The sequence below is a fragment of the Paenibacillus sp. 3LSP genome (assembly GCF_032465655.1).
In the GTDB taxonomy this organism is placed as follows: Bacteria; Bacillota; Bacilli; order Paenibacillales; family Paenibacillaceae; genus Fontibacillus; species Fontibacillus barengoltzii.
This window is the reverse complement of record NZ_JAWDJI010000220.1, coordinates 1-20485: the sequence shown is the minus strand read 5'-3', so window position 1 is coordinate 20485 and position 20485 is coordinate 1. Positions and strand designations below refer to the sequence as shown.

Genomic DNA, 20485 nt, shown 5'->3' with positions numbered 1-20485 from the left:
ATCCGAGGCGGAAGGCCTCTCCCACCCCGAAATTTTATAAATTCTATAATGTTAAAAAAAGAACCATGGCTCATCTCCATGGTTCCTTTCCGTTAATATGTTCACCGTTCCTCATCCGCCTTGGAATTGTTAGATAGCTTCTCCAAAATTGTGATCATCATCTCCAGCTCCTGTTGGCTGAGAACGGATAAATGCGTTTTCAATACTTCCCTTGACTTCTTTCGAGCTTCCGCTAACACCTCGGCCCCCCGCTCGGTCACCGACAGCAGCACCGCCCGCCGGTCCTGTTCGTCATGCCGTCGCTCCACGAATCCGCTTTGGACCAGCCGATCGACCATCACTGTAATCGCGCTGGGCTTCACCTCCAGCTTGTCAGCCAAATAGCTGACATTGCAGTTGGACTTCTTCGCAATCAACATCAGCGTATGAAATTGCGGGCCCGTCAGACCAAGCTCCTGATGGTGCATTAATTCGCTCTTCACTTTCCGAAACGAACGGGTCCATACCGACTCGATCCGATCTATGTAATTGTCGAGATCAAAGGACAACAATACCATTCCTCTCTCCGATAATAACCCTGCTTTTAAAGTGTATTATGCGAACACCGAAAATTCAAGGAATCTGTCGCCATTTGACGGGCAACCCTACTTGAAAAGGGCGGGAAAATCGCTTATGATGAAACCGAGATATCAAAATAATTTTCACATTCTACCGAAAATTAATAAAAATTATTTTCGCAGAAAGTGAACAGCTTATCAACGGCTGAACTTCCTGAGGGAGGGACTTATCTATGACACCCATATTGCATGCGGTATCCTGTCACTTAGAGACGCTGTCGCCGCAGGAACGCAAGCTGGGCGAGTACATTTTGGAGTCGCCGGCCACCGTGATTCATCAGGGAATCACAGAGCTGGCCAATGCGTGCGGGATTAGTCCCTCCACGGTGACAAGGTTCTGCAAGACGTTTCACTTTAAAGGCTTCCCTGATTTCAAAATGAAGCTGGCTTCCGAGCTGGCTCACAAGCCTGCCGAGAACCACTACCAGGACATCATCGCCGGCAACGACCTGCAAAAAATCGTCGAAGCGATGGAAGCCAACCATCTCGCCTCGATTACCGACACCACCCGGCTGCTGGACATGAACCAGCTGTCTCGGGCCGTTGAGGCACTATGCTGCGCCAAGCGCATTGACCTGTACGGTGTGGCGACTTCCTCAATTGTCGCCCAGGACTTTTACCAGAAGCTGGTGCGTATCGGTAAGAACTGCACCGCCTTTGCGGATTCCCATATGCAGATCACTTCCGCCTCTTCGCTCAGCGAAGGCGACGTAGCGTTGGCGATCTCCTATTCAGGTGAAACGCCAGAAACGATCGATGCCCTGCGCTGCGCCAAGGACAGCGGTGCAATCACGTTGTCGCTCACGCAGTACAGCAGCAACTCTCTGGCTTCACTTGCGGATATTGCTTTATTCTCCTCCTCATTAGAGGAAGGCATGCGCCGGGGCGATATGGCTTCGCGGATTGCGCAGCTGCACGTCATCGATATTTTATTTACGGGCATGGTCAGCTTGGAATTCGAGGACTTCATTCCGAAGCTGGAGAGCTCGTATCAGAATGTTCAAATTTATCGTAAAACCCAAGGAGGGCAACACGAATGCTGAATATTATTAAAACCAACAGTGAGCAGCAATTTAATGAAACCGGGGCTGGTATCATCGCAAGCCTCCTACAATCTAAACCTCGGGCGATTTTGGGGCTGGCTACCGGCAGCACGCCGGTCGGAGTGTATGAGAAGCTGATCGAATTGTATAAGCAAGGCAGCGTCAGCTTTAAGCAAGCCAGCAGCTATAATCTGGATGAGTACATCGGCTTGCCGGCAGACCATCCAGAGAGCTATCGCCGTTTCATGGACGAGAAGCTGTTTAATCATATTGATATTTTGCCTGAAAATACGCATGTTCCTGAGGGAAATGCTCCGGATCCTGAGCAAGCTGCCAAGGACTACGCCAAACTACTGGATCAAGCCGGTCAAATTGATTTGCAGCTGCTGGGCCTTGGACATAACGGCCATATCGGGTTTAACGAGCCCGCGGATGAATTGACGGGGCCACCGCATGTCGTGAAGCTTCAAGAGCGCACACGGCTGGCGAATGCACGCTTCTTCAACTCCATTGACGAGGTGCCAACTCACGCGCTCACCATGGGGATCGGGTCGATCCTGCAGGCTAAGCAAATCCTGCTTATGGCCAAAGGCGAAGACAAAGCCGAAATTATCGCCAAAGCGTTGAAGGGGCCGATCACGACCCAATGTCCAGCTTCGCTGCTGCAAACCCATCCGAATGTAGTTGTCGTCGTTGACCAAGCTGCGGGGAGATTCCTGTGATGAGCAGCGCCGGACGTACTTTCAACCTGATTCATGCCGAAGTTGTTACCCCGCGCGGGACGTTTCGCGACGGCGCAGTGGCGGTGAAAGACGGCGTCATCACTTACGTCGGCACCACAGCCGGATTGCCTGAAGCTCATGCCGCAGGTGTTGAGACGATTGATGCCAAAGGCAGCTATGTGCTGCCCGGCTTTATCGACGTGCACGTCCATGGCGGCATGCTGGAGGATTTCTCTAAACCAAGCAAGCAAGGTCTGGACGCGATTACGAAGCTTCACTGCAGTCAGGGAACGACATCGATGTTGGCGACAACGATGACCCTTCCGAAGGCGATGATCGACAACGTGCTGGAAGAAGTCCATCAATATATGGCTGGCGAGATGCCTTATGCCCAATTGGTTGGCGTACATTTAGAGGGGCCATTTATCAGCCCGAAATGGCCGGGCGCCCAAAATCCCGAACACATCGTCCCGCCGAATCGCGAATGGATCGAAGGCTGGGAACAGCAGTATCCGGGGCTAATTAAACAGGTTACGTTTGCGCCTGAACGGGATGGAGCACATGAGTTGATTCGCTATTTGCGGAAGCAGGGAATCGTCGCGGCTGCCGGACATACCGATGCCACGTACGAAGAAATCATAGCCGCTTACGAGGTGGGCTTGAATCACTCCGTGCATATGTTTAACGCCATGACGCCGTTGCATCACCGCAAACCGGGTACCGCCGGGGCCATCCTGAGTACGCCGGGCATCAGCGCAGAAATTATTGCCGATGGCATTCACGTTCATCCAGCAGCCATCCGGCTGCTTAGCAGCGTGAAGACCGGCAGCAACCTGCTCCTGATCACCGATGCGATGTCGGCTGCAGGCTTAGGTGACGGGGACTACATGCTTGGTGATTTGCCGGTTGTCGTGAAGAATAATGTCTGCACGCTGCGCGACAGCGAAGGCACGTTAGCCGGAAGCACGTTAACGATGATTCGCGGTTTCCGCTATCTCGTCCAAGAGGTGGGATTGTCGATCGAACGCGCATCGGAAGCCGCCAGCGTCAATCCGGCGAAGCTGATTCGCATCGATCATTACACCGGCTCGATCGAAACCGGCAAACAGGCGGATTTGCTGTTGGTTGACCGTGATTTGGAACTGCAGCGTGTATGGGTCAAAGGCCGTGCATTCCAAGATCACGAATAATCCAAATCCTACAAACACAAGATAAAGCGCGAGACGCAGGAAGATTTCTTCCCGCATCTCGCGCTTTTTGGCATTACTGTTAAACCGCCGTTAGCGGGTCGTCCCTCCGGTGAAGCCGGCGTTCATGTCACGTGCACCTGTTCCTGTCCCATTGCCCATGCCGGCATTAGGTCTAGTTGGCGCATAGCCGTTTGGTCCAGTCATCGTCCCTGCACGGCCGGGGAATACACGGTTAAGCATCGTTTCAAAATCTCTGATGTAGTTGTTCAGCGTTCCTCCGCCACGGGACTCTGTAGCATATTGGCCGATGGTGGATACAAAATCGGAATCGCTTGTTACATAAACGTTGCGGATATGCGGTGCCGTTTGCTTAATGGCAGCCTCGATCCGGTTTTTCAAATCCTGGGAAACGTTGCTCGTTCCAGCTCCCAAGGCCCCGTTCCCTGTCGTGAAGCCCGAAGGGGTGTTCGTCATTCCACGCGTACCCATTCGATCTGTTGTCGTTCCGGTACCTCGGTTCACGCTGGACATGCCCATATTGCCCCCAGGATACATCGACCCGGAGCGGTTGCCAGTTGTACCGGTGCCCTGTATAGAGCCGTTGTTGTTACGGCTTACGTTGTTCCCGGTTCCAAACCATCCGCGTCCAAGGTCAAAGAGCCCGCCCAAACCGGCTCGATCGTTGCCGCGAGCTAGTCCGTTGTCCCCAGCCCCGCGGGTACCATAGTCCGCACCGTAAGGCCCGCCAACATTCGTCGTACCCAGGCCCACTCCGTTTGGCCGTTGCATACCATAGGCGCTAGTTCGGCCATTCATATTCATGCCGTGGAGTGTGACACCTACATATGCATCACGGTCGGTAACAACGACATGTGCGGTTTGAACGTCGCGAAGCTGTGCCACCTTGTTGCTAAGCGCAGGGCTGTAACGCAGGGAACGGATACGCGTATCCTGTCCGCTGCCGGCGCTGCGGGAGAACAGACGGTTGCCGGGGTTCAAAGAATTGACATCATAATTGCGGTTATTGCCCCGTAAGCTTTGCGTACGCACATTATTGTCGCCCTTTCCGTCACCGCAGCCTGCCACTAAAGCCATCCCTGCAATTAACGCTGCGGATAACGATAAGTTTACGACTTTCGCTCCTCGCATGTAGTCAACCTCCATCCGAAAAAGTAATGTATGAAACAGGACTTATGATGCGCCAAATCCCGTAGTCGTCATACAGGTAAACATAACCGAGCCACCCACCTGCCACCTGAGCTTTTGCAGGCTTTTATCGCGGGAAATCTACCCACACGTCCAAATCAGATGACGCGTACACTAAATCTGAGACGCTGATTAACCTCAAGGGGTGCTGGCCCATGAAAGTGCTGTTTACGTTTTACGTTCCGAGCGGCGGGGTCGAAACATTAAACCGCTTGCGCTGCGAAGCGCTCAGAAGCCGGAACATTGAAGGCCATATTTTGTATTTGCGTCCCGGTACCGGGCTCATCAACACGCAGCAGGCTAATATTCCCGTAATGGTGGACCCAAGCGATGCCGAACTCGCTCAACGTTTGCCGCAATATGATGCCGTTATAGCTACCTCGGATTATTGGATGCCCGGACGGCTGCGCCGGCTTGGGTTTCACAAACCGATAATTTTTGAAATACAAGGCTTGGGCACGCGGGAGCAAGCGGATCAGACGCTTCGGGAAGGCAAGGACGAAATCTTACGAAATTGCCAGGCTTCGCTGATGCCTCCAACCCCCCATTTGATGGAGTTGGCCTCCACCCACTATCCCACATTGCCCAAGTTCGTACTGATGAATCCGCTGGATACTCGGCACTTCCGTCATATCGCACAACCGAAGTATCCGGTACCCATTATCGCTTGGGTCGGACGTCTGGACCCGAATAAGAACTGGGAATTATTTCTGAAAATTACGGCCGCCCTGCTTCGTCAACGTCCACAGATGGAAATTTGGATGTTCCTCGATTATCAACTTCCGTCTGAGGAGACGAAAAACAAGTTTTGGCAGTATGTTCAACGCTTGGGATTAGAATCCAACCTGAAATTGTATCCGAATACCCCCAATCGGGAGATGCCTTATTATTTATCCCGCGTCGGCGATTCCGGCGGACTCATGATTTCCACATCTACGCTGGAAGGCTTCGGATATGCCGTTGCCGAAGCATTAGCTTGCCGTTGCCCCGTGCTGACCACTGATTCGGATGGTGTACGTCTCTTTATCAAACATAATGAGACGGGAAAATTTTTCGCGTACCCGCAAGTGGGCCAAGCGGTTGCCGGCGCATTGGAGCTGATGGATCATCACGAACAGCGGGAGAAGATCCGCAGCATGGGGGAACAGCATGTCCACCAGTGGCTGTCGCCGCAACAATATGCTGATTCCTTCCGCCAAATGTTGCAAAGCTTAGGAGTAAAATAAAGAAACAAATGAAAGAACCTCCAGAAATCTGGAGGTTCTTTTGTCGGCAATTGTTCTGCAAAATGCATATACTATTGGGGAGCCGCCTATGAGGTAGACGTATTTTCCAAAGCCAACTTCAACTTCTTCTCATTTTCACGGAGGCCTGGATCCTCTGGCAAATAACGAAGCGCCTCCCGGTTATGTTCATACGCTTGACGTAAATGGCCAAGCCGCGCATAACACAAACATAACCGACTATGCGGCAACCAGGTTCGGGGCGCCGACTGAACGATCGCTGTCCAACTGCCAACATGGGCATTCTGTAACGCCTGACCGTACCAATAGACTGCCATCGCCCATTCCTGTCGATCCTCCATACATCTTCCGATCGCACAGCAAATTTCCGAACTCGGAATTTGATATTGGAGAGATCGCAGCAACGTCTCCAGTTTCTGTCCTTCGCGTCCCAAAAAACCATAGCAATCCGCTAAACGAGCGCAGGCCAGAATCAGATCATCCCGGTTCGCCATCGGATCGAGAAGGAATTCCGTAAACTGCGGTACGGCTTCCTCATATCGTCCAGCATCTGCGAGCTCGCATGCGAAATGAAAACGCAGTCTTCCTTGCAGTTCACCGCCGGAAGCCAAATGATGCTCGATGATCTTTAAATTTCGGCCGGAATGGCCCCCGGTTCCGCGATGAGTTACAGCGATATCCGTTAGCAGCTGCTTTCCATCCGGAATATCCAAGTATTCATGTACGATGCCAATCCAGCGATACTTCCGGCTCCGTTTGACTAATCGGTTCCGCCGGGTGTAGGCCAGCGGCGCTCCGGTCTGTTCCTCCTCATGCAGCACATAATTCATCAGAACCGCGTCGATGTCGGAGCTCAAATTTTGCTTGAGCTGAAGGAGCTTGGCGCGGTTGGGTTCGGTGAACACATCATCGGCATCCATCCACAGAATATATTCACAGGTTGCCAAGGAGAAAGCGAAATTCCGTGCAGCCGCAAAATCGTCCTGCCAAGCGAAATCATACACCTTGGCCCCGAATTCCTCCGCAACCGCCTTCGTGCGGTCGGTCGAACCCGTATCTACGATCACTATTTCGTCCACCAGATCGGAGACGGACTTTAAGCATACGGGTAAACGGGCTTCTTCGTTCTTGACAATCATACATAAACTTATCGTGATCAGTTCAGGAACCCTCCCTCCCGCAGCAGTTCTGCCACTTCGGCTTTATCAAGCAAAGAAGCGTTGGAATTGTATTCAGAGAACAGTTCGCGAGGCAAGCTGGAATAATGGGCAATGAGCTCCTTGGAGCTGGGAGGAAGAATGACATAATATTGATCGCTGTACTTGAGTGTATAAGGAGCTTCGTACCGGGAGACCAGCACCTCATGCAGCTTCTCTCCAGGCCGAATGCCAATTTCCTGCACCGGAACGTGATGTCCGACATAATGCTCCGTAAGCACCTCGGCAATATCGATGATGCGGCAAGCCTTCATTTTCATCACGAACGTTTCGCCTCCGATGGCTGTCGTAGCCGCTTTGAGCAGAAGATCGATCGCTTGGGACAAGGTCAGGAAGAAGCGCGTCATCTCTCGAGCGGTAATCGTTAAGTCTTTCCCGTCCCGCAGTTGGTTAATGAACAGCGGAACTACGCTGCCGTTCGTCCCCAGCACGTTCCCCCCGCGGATACAAGTGAATCGGGTATGTTCACTTAAATCGTTGGCACGAATCATCAGCTTCTCCCCGATCGCTTTGGTCATCCCGTACGTATTGGTCGGATCCACCGCCTTGTCGGTAGATACGTCAATCACCTTGATAACCTTATTCGCGATGCTCGCCCGAATGATGTTTTCCGTGCCGAGCACATTGGTCTTAAGCGCTTCTTCCGGCTGGAATTCGCAAACCGGCACATGCTTTAGCGCTGCGAGATGAAAGACATAATCGACTCCTTTACAAGCCGCCTCCACCGCCGTGTAATCCCGGACATCGCCGATCAGATAGCGCATGGAGACGTGCCCGCTAAATTCCCGCTGCATCAAGACCTGAGCGTATTCGTTTCTCGAGAAAATGCGAATTTCCCGCGGTCCCTCTTGCAGGAGCCTCCTCGTCAACATTTTCCCCCAGGATCCGGTCCCGCCGGTAATTAACACGATTTTGTCTCTAAACATCTATATACCTTCCTTTCGTAACTAGATTCATCGAGAAATTCCGTTTTGAGCGGATCCTGTTTTTCCGCCCCCCAACCTAACGATCCGCGCCTTGCCTTGCATACCGTCCACTGCATTCCGAGTATCGAACACGAAACGTGCGTGCTTTACGACCTTCTCAAGCGGTAATCCGCGGTGACGTACCGCAATCAACACACCGTCCGAGGAGGCTAAGCGCTCAGCTGTCAACTCCACCGAGAGCAGCTGAGTTCCGCCGATCTCCACCTTGGGAATCAACGGATCATGATAATCGACTACAGCACCAGCGGCCATGAGCAGCCGGATCACCTCAAGCACGCTTGATTCGCGGATATCGGCGACATCCTCTTTGAACGTAACTCCGAGCACCAAAATCCGCTTGCCAGCAAGAGTGGAACCGTCCATTTCCTCTTGCAGCCTGGACACAATGTAACTTGGCATTTCGCGGTTAATCCGCGTGCTGAGCTCGATGAACGAACTCTCCATTCCCAACTGCTGTGCTTTCCATTGCAGATAGATCGGATCCACCGGGATGCAATGTCCGCCTACGCCTGGGCCAGGATAAAACGCCTTAAAACCAAACGGCTTCGAGGAGGCGGCCTCCACCACTTCCCAAACGTTGATTCCCATTTGATCGCAGAGCAAAGCAAACTCGTTGATGAATGAAATGTTTACGAAACGAAAGGTGTTCTCCAGCAGTTTCGCCATTTCCGCCGTTTCTGTCGAAGATACCCGTACCACAGTGCGAAACCCTGCACGATATAGCTCTTCCATCCGATCTGCGCAAGCCGTGGTAACCCCGCTAACAATCTTAGGAATATCCCGCAGCGAGTAACGGCGGCTTCCGGGATTCACCCGCTCTGGCGAAAATCCAACAAAGAACTCCGTCCCGAGGTTCAGACCGCTTTTTTGTAACAGCGGCAAAATGACTTCCCGAGTGGTTCCGGGGTAAGTAGAGCTTTCCAATGCGACCAACTGCCCGGGCTTAAGATGCTTTCCGATGTTTTCGGCAGCATCGATCAGATAGGTCATGTCCGGCACATGCTTCTTTGTCAACGGAGTTGGTACACAAATAATGACCGCTTCTGCGCTTGCGATTTTGGCGAAGTCCGACGATACCGTCAATTGCTGCGCATCGGTATATCGTTGGATTTTTTCATCAGGAACGTCAGCGATGTAACTGCGCCCCTGCTGCAACAGCTGTAACTTCTGTTCGTCCTTGTCGATGCCGATAACGCGAAAGCCTTGGTCTAGGTACGTTTCGGCCAATGGCAGACCAACATATCCCATACCAACTATGGCTATGATTCGTGACAACATCCATCTCCCCTTTCGCTTGAAGTTTGAACATAAGGACGAGTCTCTGGCTTTCTCTAATGCAGAAATTTAACCAACGATGGAACGGATCATTTGAAGCAGCTGCTGAGTGCGAACGGAGGTTGTATGTTTCTCCCGAACGAACTCATAGCCCTGCCCGCTGATTTTGGCTCGAAGCGATTCGTTGTTGGGATGCAGATAGAAATGAATTTTGGCGAGAAAATCCTGCTCCGATACCGCCACATAATGCACGCCAGATTTAAATCCAAGCGCACGGAGATCAGCGTTCTCGGATGCAAGCAGTAGCGTGTTGCAGGCGAGCACTTCAAAATATTTGCGAAGCGGATAATGGAATTTGGAATCGCAAGTCAGGAAGATCTTGGATCGGTTCACTTCAAGTGCAAAGCCTCGCGCCACCAGCGCCTGGGCATCGGAATCGAAGTTCGTATACCCGGGATGACTGTGATACACAAAGCCGGGAAATCCGGACAAAGCCGTCTTCATCTTATGGCGCAACGGATAAACCTTCGGGTTCGTTGCTCCCATAAGCAGAACGTTGATGTTTTTCCGGCGCCGATAATCCCTGAACACCGTAGGTTCTACAAAATGCGGCAGCCAATAAAGACGGCCCTTAAACTCGGGATACCGTTGCCGGAACGCTTGCTGATACATCACAAAGATGGCGGCTGAAGGATGTCGACGCAGGAACTCTCGTCGCTGCTCGACTTTGGCATGCAGATCATGCATGATCATGCCCCAGGGTAACTTCAGATGTTCCAGCCCTTCAACCGGAGGACAATACGTGGCATGAAACCGATCATTAAACAGAACAAAATCGGGCTGAAAGGGAGCTCGCCGGAGAATGGCCCGCACCTCTCCGCCCCGATGATCCAAGGCTAAATCGGCATATTTTCGCAGTTCCAATTGCATGTAGTGAAAATTCCGTTCCAAATACCGACTGAAATCCTTCGTTACGAACAAAATTTTTAGCCGCTTCATTCCTTCAAATCCTTTTCTATCGGAGCTGATATCCTTTGTTTAGCAGAAAACCTGCCCGGGTCACCCCGAGGCAGGCTTTCTGGGTTCAACCTAACCCTGTTGGGCAATGCCTACTAATGATTCTGGACCGTTACGGACTGCCGTTGTTGCTCCAGAGATAAAGGACGTATAGACGGTTTCCGGAGCAGCCGGAGCCAGAAGGTCGGCGGCTACGAAAGACGTAACTTCTGTGGATACGGCGCTGCTAACTACGCCGTCGAGGGTATAGATGACGTTGGCAGGGTTGTACGTAGCACCGCGAACGATTTCAATCGTAAACGTATCGCCGACGTCTCCCAGAATTCCGATAGTACCCGACAGCACAACGATCGGATTCGGAACGTTCTGCGTTTGCAGCCCGATAATCCCGAACAATGCAGGAGTATCTGTGAGTGGAGTTCCGGGGAAACCAGGCTGGTTGGAGTTCACGGAGCTTCTGGCATCAAGAAAGACACCCATCTTTTAAATCACCACCTTCTTGTAATCTAGTACAGGTTATGAACCGAAGAAGGTTTTGGTATAGACATCTTTATCAAGATAACCGCTTATTTTGTCTTCTTAGGCTTCGTCGATAGCTTGGACAGGCCCGCTAGTATCGTTATGAAGTCGCTATGAGATGGGTCAGTGCATCCCGGTAACGGTTCTGAATGAACCGGATCTCCGCCGAAATCGCCGCCTGATGGCGCAGCGTCCCCATCCCCGAATGCCGTCGGTAAGAGATAAGCGGAACGTTCAAATAAGGAAAAGCCGTCCGAGAGAGCATGACTCGATGCCAAAGATCGTAATCGTGGGTGTACGGCAGTCCTTCATCAAATAGGCCTACACGCTGAATCAAGCTGCGTTTGATCATGACCGTACAACCGTTAATCGGGTTGCCGCTGTACAACGTGTTTGCCAGCTCTCGCATGCCGAGGGGCTGCATGCCAGCATTGTATTGTGTGATTCGGCCGTGTTCATCGATGTAGTGGAAATTGGTGTGGGAAATTTCAGCGCCTTGCCCAAGCATGAAATTTAATTGCATTTCGATTTTCTGAGGCGCGAACAGATCGTCCGAGCTAAGCCACGCAATATACTCCCCTGATGCGTGTCGGATTCCGTGGTTCAGCGCGGAGGCCGTTCCTCCATTCGCCTTGCCCAAATAATAGATATGACCGCGGTAAGGCGCGAGCCGTTCGGCGTGGACAGTCGAACCGTCATCCACAACGATAATTTCTGTGTGCGGATACGTTTGACTCAGTGCACTTTGCACTGCCTGTTCAATGTAGGGACAGTTATAGAACGGAATAATGATGCTCACGCGTGGATTCATAATGTTGCGGCCCCCTCTTTGCGAAAATAGTCCAGGATGTCCAGCAGCGATTGTTCCCAAGCCACATTGGCCCGCCACCCCAGGCCCCAAAGTGCCTGGGAAAGGGGCGGCTCGGCAGGGGACGCCGAGCCGCTTCCGGATGAAGGACCCGCTTGGATCCTCATATCCGTTACGGTTGTTAGCTGTGCGAAGTCCTCCACCAGTTCGGCCAAGCTTCGCTCTCGCCCGGAGCAGACGGGATACACCTCTCCGATCTCCCCTTTGCGCAATAGCATTTCATAGGCGTCCACCGCGTCACGTACGTCGAGGAAGTCACGCCTAGCATCCGCCGCAGACAACTGGAAAGGGGGAGGGGACTCTCCCCGCTCCAGCCGGACGATATGCCGGGCGAGCAGAGAGCATATCCCTGTGGATGGACCGGCGCCAATCAAGTTGCCGGGTTCGGCGATCAACACGCCAAGTTGGAACAACTTCCCCCAGGCTAAAGCGGCCGCCTCTTGCAAAGTTTTGCTTAACCCATAAGGATGCGTGGGATGAAGCGGCCGATCCAGTCCAAATTTAAGCCGAGAACCGGCTACGAGGATACGGGTATCCCCCAGACCACAGGAATGTAACGCATCCAGCAGATATAGGGTCGTCATGACATTACTCTCCATGTAGAGGAGGGGCTGAGCCCAGGAATCCGGGACGGAGTTTTTCCCGCCTAGGTGCAGCACGTACTGCGGCCGGGTTTGCTCAATGGCCTGCTTGACCCCTGCCCGGTCAGTCAAATCGCACGGAATGTACTCTAACTTCTCGTTGACAGGCCATCCGACTGCCTTCCTGACCATAGCGAAAACCCGGTATCCCTTGGCAGCAAAACGTTGGCAAGCATGACGCCCGGTAAAACCGCCGGCTCCTGTTATCAGAACCGTCGCCCGGTCATTCATGCTGTTTCATCCATTCCGCCATTTCCTCTATCATCTTTCGGAACGAAGGTAGAGGGACTACCGCATCCGGACGGGTGTTCACCAGCGTTCGGTCGAGGTTCGGGCCATCATCCGGTTCGATCTCAACGTCGTCTTTCCCCCAAATTTCTTGAAACATTTGCAGCATTTCGTATTTGCTGACGACCTCTGGATGCGCTAAATGGATCAACCCGGACACGGGCCGGTCCAACAGCAATTCGATCGTCTTCGCAAGCTGGATCGTCGTCACGCCGTTCCATTTGACTTGGCGGTACCCGGACACCTTCCCTTTCTGATTCATAAACCAATGAAAGAGACCAATTCCATGACGGCGAATCTCCGGTCCGATAATGGAGGTACGGATGGTCAGATGTCCTGCGTCACGGATCTCCCCAAGCGCCTTCGTTAAGGCATACGTTGTGACACCGTCGGGCTGATCATCCTCCTTATAGCTGCCACGGTCACCGCGGAAGACGCAGTCCGTACTGATATGAATCAGGCGCGCATGGATTTTGTCAGCTAAATGGCGCAGCCGGTGGGGCAGAAATCCATTGATGTGATAAGCCATAATTTTATCCTGGTCGGCAAATTGATTTAGCACCCCAACCGCGTTAATGATGACATCGGGACGAACTAACTGCACCGCCTGATCGACAGCGACGATATCTCCGGCATCCAAGATCAACGAGTTGCGGTCACCAGGGTCGCGTGAGGTATAGAACACCTGATAGCCTTCCTTCTCGCGAAAATGTCGTACCAATACATGACCGGCCATTCCATGGCCCCCAAGGATCAGCAATTTCATGAGAGAAATCCTCCTTTATCCAGCATGTTGCGGATCTCCTCCTTGCTCATCAGCTCATGTTCCGAACTCAACTCGCCGTAAGGAACGAGCGGCAAATGGCCGTAACGATCTCGCAGACCCGCGATCTCGAGCGCAGGCATGATGACCAGATACTCCTTGTCGTATACCACGGTCGACCGGCTTTCATATTCACTGAGCAGCAACTCGTGAATCCGTTCGCCAGGGCGGATCCCCGTCACCTCAATCGACACATCGGGGATGCCTGAAGCCTCAATCAGCACCTCCGCCAGATCGATAATCCGGCAGGTTGGCATCAGCATGACGAAAATCTCCCCGCCGATGCTCTCCCGAGAAGCCTTAAATAGAAGCTGGATCGCTTCCGGCATCGTAAGGAAAAATCGAGTCATTTCCAAATCGGTGATCTTTACCCGCTTCTGCTCCCGAATCTGCTGCTTGAACAAATGAATCACGCTGCCGTTGGTCCCCAGAACGTTGCCGCCCCGAATGCATACAAATCGGGTTTCATCCTGGATCAGGTTGGCGTAAACAACCAGCTTTTCACCGATAGCTTTGGTCATGCCATAGAAGTTCGAGGGGTTCGACGCTTTGTCCGTAGAGATATAAAGGACTTTTTTCACTTTGTTTTTAATGGCGGCTTCAATAACGTTTTGGGTGCCGACCACATTGGTTTTCAGCGCTTCAGCAGGTTGCTCTTCGCAAATGGGCACGTGTTTCAAAGCAGCCAGATGATAGACGATGTCCACGTTCTGGCAGGCCGTGATCAAAGCCTCCTTATCGCGGATATCGCCGATTCGAAACGTCAGGCGCTCATCATGAAAGGTGCGGCTCATCGCAACCTGCGCCGCTTCACCACGGGAGTAAATGATGATCTCCTTCGGGTCTAGGGGGAGGAGCTGGCGGATCAGCTCGTAACCCCAGGAACCGGTCCCCCCGGTGACGAGAATCACTTGATCTTTAAACATTCAACTTCCCCCCAAGCACGAATTTGACCACTTTTTGTGAGACCTTCTCCTCCAAATATCCTTCAGGACAAGGCCATGAACGTTCCATACCGGACATCATCTTCGCTGCTTCGGCGATTCTGCCGGCGTCGATGCCGGATACGACGTTGCTACCGCAATCCACGGTCTCCGGCCGCTCTGTCGTACGGCGAATTGTTACCGTTGGTACCTGCATGATGCAGCATTCCTCCTGCACGGTGCCACTGTCCGTCAACGCACATAGCGCATGCTTCTCCAGCTTCACGAAATCAAAGAAACCAAACGGCTCATAAAATTCCACTAAAGGATGCATCTCCAACTTCAGGTCCTGTTCAATCCGCGATCTCGTCCGGGGATGAATGCTGCAAATTAACCGTTTGGACGACATTTCTGCGACTCGATTCAGCCCATCCATAATAGCGTGCAGGGAGGCTGGTCGATCGACGTTCTCCGCCCGGTGGGTCGTCACGAGATAATAATCTCCTTCTCTCAGTCCCAGCCGCTGCAGAATATCGCTTGCTTCAATCTGAGGCTCGTAATGCTTCATCACCTCGTAAATCGGATTGCCGATCAGCACGATCCGGTTGCTCGGCACCCCCTCCGCCAGCAAATGAGCTTTGCTCTGCGGGGTGTATGGCATATTGATCGTCGACACCGCATCGATAAGCTTCCGATTTTTCTCCTCAGGCACCTCGAGGTCGAAGCAGCGGTTACCCGCCTCCATGTGGATCACAGGATAACCGAGACGTTCAGCGAGTATGGCACACAACGCACTGTTTGTGTCCCCTAGCAGCAATACGCGGTCCGGTCTCTCCGCCTCCAAGATCTGCTCCATCTGGCCAAACATCGCCGCTAATTGGCTGCCCAGCGTCGTTTGCTGATCTTGAAAGACATAGTCTGGCTGTCTCAAACCCAGCTCTTGGAAAAAAACATCGCTGAGACTAGCCGTAAAATTCTGGCCCGTATGCACCAGTATATGCTTATCGGCCCATTGATCCAGCAACGGGATGATCCGGCTGAGCCGAATGATTTCCGGTCGGGTCCCCAAAATGGTCATGATCTTCACGGTCTCATCTCCTTGCTGACTCATCTCCTTGTAAATTTCTGGCGTTTCCGCACGCGTTGCCTGCGGGGATTTCTGGTTCTCCGGCTAGGTTTGCGGCGGATTCGGTTCATCTTCCGGGTGCCCCCCGCCTTGCGCCGGGTGGTCTTACTTGCGCGTCGCTTCCCGCCGCGTCGGGCGGTGAAGCTCCTTCCCGCACCGGATTTTCGCTTACGCAGTTTGGCTCGCTTCAATTTGACTCGTCTTCGGCGGCTTGACGGACTCGCTGCACCCGCCGCCGATCCAGAGCCTCGATACTCCGCCGCATCTGGGGAAGTCGTGGTCGGGACCGGCTCAGGCAGAGGTACGGCAACCCCCGACAATCCCTGCATCCGCTGAACGAGTTCTTGAAGCCGCAGCTCGTAGGCAGCAGGGCCAAACATAACCTCTGCTTGAACTCGATTCCTTTCCCCTACGCTGCGGGACAGTTCCGAAGAAGACAGGAGCTCTGCACACTTCTCCACAAGTCCAAGGCTGTCTCCTGTCGGTACCAGATAAGCTCCGTTACCTGTCGACTCCAAAATCTCGCGCAATCCGCCAGAAGCATAGGCTACTACCGGTTTCCCGAAGATCATTGCTTCCAGCGCCGTTAATCCAAACCCTTCGGGCAGAATGCCCGGAACAACGACGATGTCCATCGCACTAAAGGCGGATTCCACATGGTATTCCATACTCACAAAAATAAATCGCTGCCCATGCGGTGACCCCTGTACCGCTCGCTTTAAACTCCGATAATACTCAGGTTGAACTTCCGCACCGATCATGACGAATTTGGCCTCCGGGAACCGGTGCGCCAGGTTCAGCGCTGCTTCGATAAAATGGTTGGCACCTTTCTCTGGAATCAGGTAAGAGGAAATATAACCGACCAGAAATTCGGACGGTTTGATCTTCCATTGTGCTCTTCGTTGCCAGCGTTGTGCCGGCCAAAGCTCGGGATGGATATCCTCCGGGTTCCACGAAGGATAGAGCAATACGGTTTTGTGCATAGCTTGCGTTCCAGCGAAAGGAAGCAGGGCAGATTCGGAAATGCCAACAATCAAATCGCTGTATCTGTCGATCAGATTCACTGCTTCCGCCGTAAACTCATTGGATGCAATGACCTCCGTAATCTGCCAAATCACAGGGATTCCCAACTGTTTAGCCGCAATCGCCGGAGCTACATTCACGCTGGTATTTACCAGTACCGCATCCGGCCGCTCCTCTTGGAGCAATCCGATTGTACGCTGCACCGAGTCGCTCCAGGCAATCGTATGGATTTCGCCAGACAGACTGGAGTTCGGGGAACACATCGCGTATATCAACGGGTTATCACACAGCAGTGTGCGAATCCCATAACGATGGGCCTGAACCGACAAACTGCCCTGTCTTGGAACCACGATGGTACAGTCGTAATAAGCCGACAGCTTTCTCGCGCTGAATAACAACAGCTTTTCGGCGCCGGTTACGTTTCTGGAATTGCACACGTGCGAGAACAGCAGAAGCTTCTTTCTATCCGACACAATTGCCCCTCCTTTGCCTGTGCGTTTGTCCGAGGCTCAGGAACCAGCTTCCACTTCACTGGATTCACCCGAAAATCACGGTTAGCAACTGATCTAACCGATTGGAATAGGTATGGTCCCGCAAGGTCCGATGCAGCGCACGCAACGCAATTTCCCGTCTTGCTTCCTCGTGATTCAGATAAAAACGCACCTTCTCAACCAACTCCTCCGGCGAGGAGAAGGTTTCAATTTCTTCGCCGGGGACGTAGAACGAAGCTAGGTCATCCCGCGAATCAACCAATTGAAGCGTTGCGCAGGCCGAAATTTCGAACGTCCGCGGGTTTGGCGACGCCGCTGTGATACCCGCTTTGTTGTTGTTAACATCCTCCTCAAACGGGGAGCGGTGTAAGTTCAGGACAATTTTCGACCCGCTGTACACTTCGGCGGTTTCCACCGGACCCATCCATTTTCCCAGCTCGATCCGGTCCACATAGTCCGGGTACTCCGGCAGCCGATCCCACCAGATACCGTTAATCATTAAGCCTTGTTCAATCAACGCTGGAAAAATAGGCCGGAGAAAGTTCACCCGATTCCAATACGCTGAACCGATAAAGCTTAAATTGCGGCGGTGCGGGGATGGCATCAAGGTCGGACGATAGTGCTCCGGAAAGGCGGCAAACGGCAAATAATGAACTTGGCTGCAGCCGGCTGAGCGATACAGATCAACGCAATTTCGTTCAAGAGTAAACACGTAGTCATATTGCGTACTCAGCGGAACCGTCAGATCCGTGTAGTAGGGATCATCCGTAAACCATATCGCCGTAGGGATACCCATCGCCCGCACGGCGTTGACATGCTCCAGAGGAAGCTCCAAGCCGTCGAGGGCGAGCAGCAAGTTCGGTTTATGCAGCGATGCCAAATCCGGTATCGAATCGCCCGGCACAGCGGTAATCACTTCAGCAGTTAACGTGCGGAGCGTGGAAGTTACGGCCTCATCGATCGGAGAATAAGGAAATCCTTTCCCCGAGCCAACATATAATATTTTTAAGTTGCGTACCGGGAATTTCGGCCGCGGTTGACTGACAATATAGCTGGCCCTTCCTCTCAGGTACCCCTCGGCATAGCCGTCACGGAACCCGTTGGTTCTACCGCTCTCCTCCGGGCTCATCACGGGTTGAGTTGGATGGCCAGCCGCTTCTTCCATGAACATAAGGTCACTCCTTTACTAGGTTGAATCTAGTTGGATAGTTCTAGCTGATGAGTTCTTGATAGTTGGTTCTCGTTGGGGTGGTTCCAGTGGGTTGACTCCTCTACTAGCTTTTGGTGACTGCAGCCAACAGGCGGCTAACCCGATCCATATACGTATGGAACGCCGTCGTCGTCCACAGCGAGCGCCAAGCGATTAATCGTCGTTCCTCATCATGCTCAAGATAATAGCGGATTTTCGCCTCTAACTCCGCCTCATCTCGAAACGTCTCGATGTCGTAGCCCGGCCGATAGAACGAGGTTAAATCGCCGCGGATATCCGTAATTTGAAAAGCGCCGCAGCTGGCAATTTCATAGGTTCGCGGATTGATCGAACTCCCAGGCGTATCGCTCCCGTTCCGGTTGTCCTGGCCGGTTTGCGTTGGTCGATGGATGTTGAGTACAATTTTGGCGGCATTGTAATAACGGACCGTCTCCTCAACGGGAACCCACCCTGGGCGGATGAACCTCGCCAGCTTCTCGTATCTGGGCAAGCGATCCCAATGGTATCCTGCGATCAGCACGCGTTTGTCTTGCAGGAACGAGCTTAAGCGATCAAACAAGGCCACTCGATTCCAAAAAGCATTACCGATAAAACAAACATCATAGCGATATTCAGGCTTAGCCGGAATGGGCCGAAATTGACGCGGATTCGCAGCGAGCGGAAGATGGTGTACGCTTTGCACCCCTAAGGAGCGATAGAGCGGCACACATTCGATTTCGTGCGTAAACACCACATCGTAGCTTAAAGCCAGCGCGGTCGTATCATCGGTAAAATAAGGATCATCCACGAACCAAACAGCGGTCCGAATCCCCATTCTCCGGATCTGCTCCAACTGCGCAGTATGATCAGGCGGAAAAATGTGCAGCGAATTCATGACCAGCACCAGATCGGGACGATGGTGCTCGGTTTCCTGCAGCATCATTTCCGGTGAGGCAACGATGCATTCCCGCGTCAACTCCGCAAGCGCTGTCTGAACCCCTTCGTCAATCGCATCGAACCCTTGAGGCACATACAGCACCCGCAGGTCCACTTTCGGCCGAGAAACCGGCGGAATACGTTCCAGTACAGCCTGACATCCGCCATACCGAATCCCTTCCTGGTATCCGGCCTGATAAGCCTCGCCGTATCGATTCTCGTTGACGTTCTCCAAGGTTCTTCATCCTATCTTCGTGGATTTCAATCTTTCGTTTCCTGGGTCTTAATAAATATATGCTGAGGGGACACGTGCATCATGGACGACTACCCGCCCGCCGTATAAATTGGCGAATGCCGCCTTTTGACACCGCCTGCCTCCGAACTTTGGGCTTTCGGCACGCCTCTTTTACACGATTATCCCTTTCGATCAGAATACGGAGATCGCGATAGAAGACCTCTCGTAAGCGCCTATTTGCGCCTTGCTGTTTCCTCGTTATGCCTTTGTGTACCTTTGTGTGCCTCGTTGTGATTCGTTGTGATTCGTTGTGCCCTTTTGCACCATTATCCCTTTTGATCAGAATTGAGAGATTAGGAAGAGGGGCTTCTCCCCCCAGTCCCACCTTTTGCACGATTATCCCTTTGATTCAGATTTGGCGATCGATGAGGGGGATTAAACTAAGGCTGCACAGTGATCTGAACATCCACATTTTTCGTGAAGATTTGGGATTTTTTAGTTGATACAAGAACGTATGTTTGCTATAATGAGGAAAAAGGGAACGCACGTGCGTATTCAGTGACTAGAGGAACTTCAATTGGAGGGATCGGACATGGAATTAGGTACGAGCATGGGGCTTAAATCTATCAGTAGCCGTTTTCAAAGCGAGGCCGACTGTATCGAGGCGATTATCGCGATGAAGTGGCCAAATGGCTTTGTCTGCCCGCGCTGTGCTTATACCGAGTGCACCCGTCTGTCCACTCGACATATTCCTTTATTTGAATGCGGAAAATGTGGCTATCAAGCCTCTCCTTTGGTCGGCACCATTTTTGAAAGAACCCATTTGCCTTTGGTGAAATGGTTCCAAGCATTGGAGCTGTTCCTGCTCCCAGATGGCATCTCGGCGCTGCGGTTGAGTCAGGTAAT

At 52.5% G+C, this 20485-nt stretch carries 20 protein-coding genes; 5 read left to right on the top strand and 15 right to left on the bottom strand.

All coding sequences use genetic code 11. The features are described 5' to 3' along the window. Positions 1-101 precede the first annotated feature (101 nt). Complete coding sequence (locus RW092_RS19205) at positions 102-557, bottom strand: MarR family winged helix-turn-helix transcriptional regulator (RefSeq protein ID WP_016311071.1); 456 nt, start codon at positions 555-557, stop codon at positions 102-104. A 233-nt stretch (positions 558-790) separates the two neighbouring features. On the opposite strand from RW092_RS19205, the gene RW092_RS19200 reads away from it, so the two are divergent. The 3 genes from RW092_RS19200 to nagA are packed head-to-tail and all read left to right on the top strand — an operon-like array spanning position 791 to position 3572. Beyond that, positions 791-1660, top strand: a complete 870-nt coding sequence (locus tag RW092_RS19200) for a MurR/RpiR family transcriptional regulator (protein ID WP_016311070.1) — start codon at positions 791-793, stop codon at positions 1658-1660. Beyond that, positions 1654-2382 carry a glucosamine-6-phosphate deaminase gene (gene nagB, locus RW092_RS19195; RefSeq protein WP_016311069.1) on the top strand — a complete coding sequence of 243 codons (729 nt, stop codon included), beginning with the start codon at positions 1654-1656 and terminating at the stop codon, positions 2380-2382. Before RW092_RS19200 ends, nagB begins: the two co-directional genes overlap by 7 nt. After that, positions 2382-3572, top strand: coding sequence for an N-acetylglucosamine-6-phosphate deacetylase (gene nagA / locus RW092_RS19190; RefSeq protein WP_316010996.1), 1191 nt, complete (start codon positions 2382-2384; stop codon positions 3570-3572). The genes nagB and nagA overlap by 1 nt, the downstream gene beginning before the upstream one ends. A gap of 90 nt (positions 3573-3662) precedes the next feature. On the opposite strand, the gene RW092_RS19185 is transcribed toward nagA, so the two are convergent. Next, entirely contained in the window at positions 3663-4721 is a 1059-nt protein-coding gene (locus tag RW092_RS19185) for a YhcN/YlaJ family sporulation lipoprotein (RefSeq protein ID WP_028539349.1), read from the bottom strand. A 212-nt stretch (positions 4722-4933) separates the two neighbouring features. Here RW092_RS19185 and RW092_RS19180 point away from each other — a divergent pair, with 212 nt between their 5' ends. Further along, positions 4934-6004, top strand: a complete 1071-nt coding sequence (locus RW092_RS19180) for a glycosyltransferase family 4 protein (protein ID WP_127575360.1) — start codon at positions 4934-4936, stop codon at positions 6002-6004. Between the two features lie 86 nt (positions 6005-6090). On the opposite strand, the gene RW092_RS19175 is transcribed toward RW092_RS19180, so the two are convergent. The 13 genes from RW092_RS19175 to RW092_RS19115 form a co-directional block, all read right to left on the bottom strand. Further along, positions 6091-7161 (bottom strand): glycosyltransferase, encoded by a 1071-nt coding sequence (locus RW092_RS19175; protein WP_316010995.1) that lies wholly within the window; start codon positions 7159-7161, stop codon positions 6091-6093. Positions 7162-7178: 17 nt separating this feature from the next. After that, positions 7179-8165: a polysaccharide biosynthesis protein gene (locus RW092_RS19170; protein WP_085170824.1), complete on the bottom strand. Its 987-nt coding sequence runs from the start codon at positions 8163-8165 to the stop codon at positions 7179-7181. A gap of 27 nt (positions 8166-8192) precedes the next feature. Beyond that, a complete protein-coding gene (locus tag RW092_RS19165; protein ID WP_316010994.1) occupies positions 8193-9503 on the bottom strand; it encodes a nucleotide sugar dehydrogenase in 1311 nt (436 codons plus the stop codon). Between the two features lie 66 nt (positions 9504-9569). After that, positions 9570-10499, bottom strand: coding sequence for a glycosyltransferase (locus RW092_RS19160; protein ID WP_028539344.1), 930 nt, complete (start codon positions 10497-10499; stop codon positions 9570-9572). A gap of 90 nt (positions 10500-10589) precedes the next feature. Next, positions 10590-10997 (bottom strand): hypothetical protein, encoded by a 408-nt coding sequence (locus RW092_RS19155; protein WP_028539343.1) that lies wholly within the window; start codon positions 10995-10997, stop codon positions 10590-10592. A gap of 139 nt (positions 10998-11136) precedes the next feature. Continuing rightward, positions 11137-11847, bottom strand: coding sequence for a glycosyltransferase (locus RW092_RS19150; protein WP_028539342.1), 711 nt, complete (start codon positions 11845-11847; stop codon positions 11137-11139). Beyond that, positions 11844-12776 (bottom strand): NAD-dependent epimerase/dehydratase family protein, encoded by a 933-nt coding sequence (locus RW092_RS19145; RefSeq protein ID WP_316010993.1) that lies wholly within the window; start codon positions 12774-12776, stop codon positions 11844-11846. The genes RW092_RS19150 and RW092_RS19145 overlap by 4 nt, the downstream gene beginning before the upstream one ends. Continuing rightward, complete coding sequence (locus RW092_RS19140) at positions 12769-13599, bottom strand: SDR family oxidoreductase (RefSeq protein ID WP_085279636.1); 831 nt, start codon at positions 13597-13599, stop codon at positions 12769-12771. Before RW092_RS19140 ends, RW092_RS19145 begins: the two co-directional genes overlap by 8 nt. Further along, positions 13596-14582, bottom strand: a complete 987-nt coding sequence (locus tag RW092_RS19135; RefSeq protein ID WP_316010992.1) for a polysaccharide biosynthesis protein — start codon at positions 14580-14582, stop codon at positions 13596-13598. The genes RW092_RS19140 and RW092_RS19135 overlap by 4 nt, the downstream gene beginning before the upstream one ends. Beyond that, a complete protein-coding gene (gene wecB / locus RW092_RS19130) occupies positions 14575-15666 on the bottom strand; it encodes a non-hydrolyzing UDP-N-acetylglucosamine 2-epimerase (RefSeq protein ID WP_316010997.1) in 1092 nt (363 codons plus the stop codon). The genes RW092_RS19135 and wecB overlap by 8 nt, the downstream gene beginning before the upstream one ends. Positions 15667-15686: 20 nt before the next feature. Then, the gene (locus RW092_RS19125; protein WP_254899818.1) at positions 15687-17201 is read right to left on the bottom strand and encodes a glycosyltransferase family 4 protein; all 1515 of its coding nucleotides are present in this window, start codon (positions 17199-17201) and stop codon (positions 15687-15689) included. Between the two features lie 64 nt (positions 17202-17265). Next, positions 17266-18390: a CgeB family protein gene (locus RW092_RS19120; protein WP_316010991.1), complete on the bottom strand. Its 1125-nt coding sequence runs from the start codon at positions 18388-18390 to the stop codon at positions 17266-17268. A 103-nt stretch (positions 18391-18493) separates the two neighbouring features. Beyond that, positions 18494-19579, bottom strand: coding sequence for a CgeB family protein (locus RW092_RS19115; protein WP_316010990.1), 1086 nt, complete (start codon positions 19577-19579; stop codon positions 18494-18496). Positions 19580-20171: 592 nt separating this feature from the next. Here RW092_RS19115 and RW092_RS19110 point away from each other — a divergent pair. Further along, positions 20172-20485 (top strand): transposase (locus tag RW092_RS19110; protein WP_316009408.1); only part of this gene is annotated, 314 nt, incomplete at its 3' end.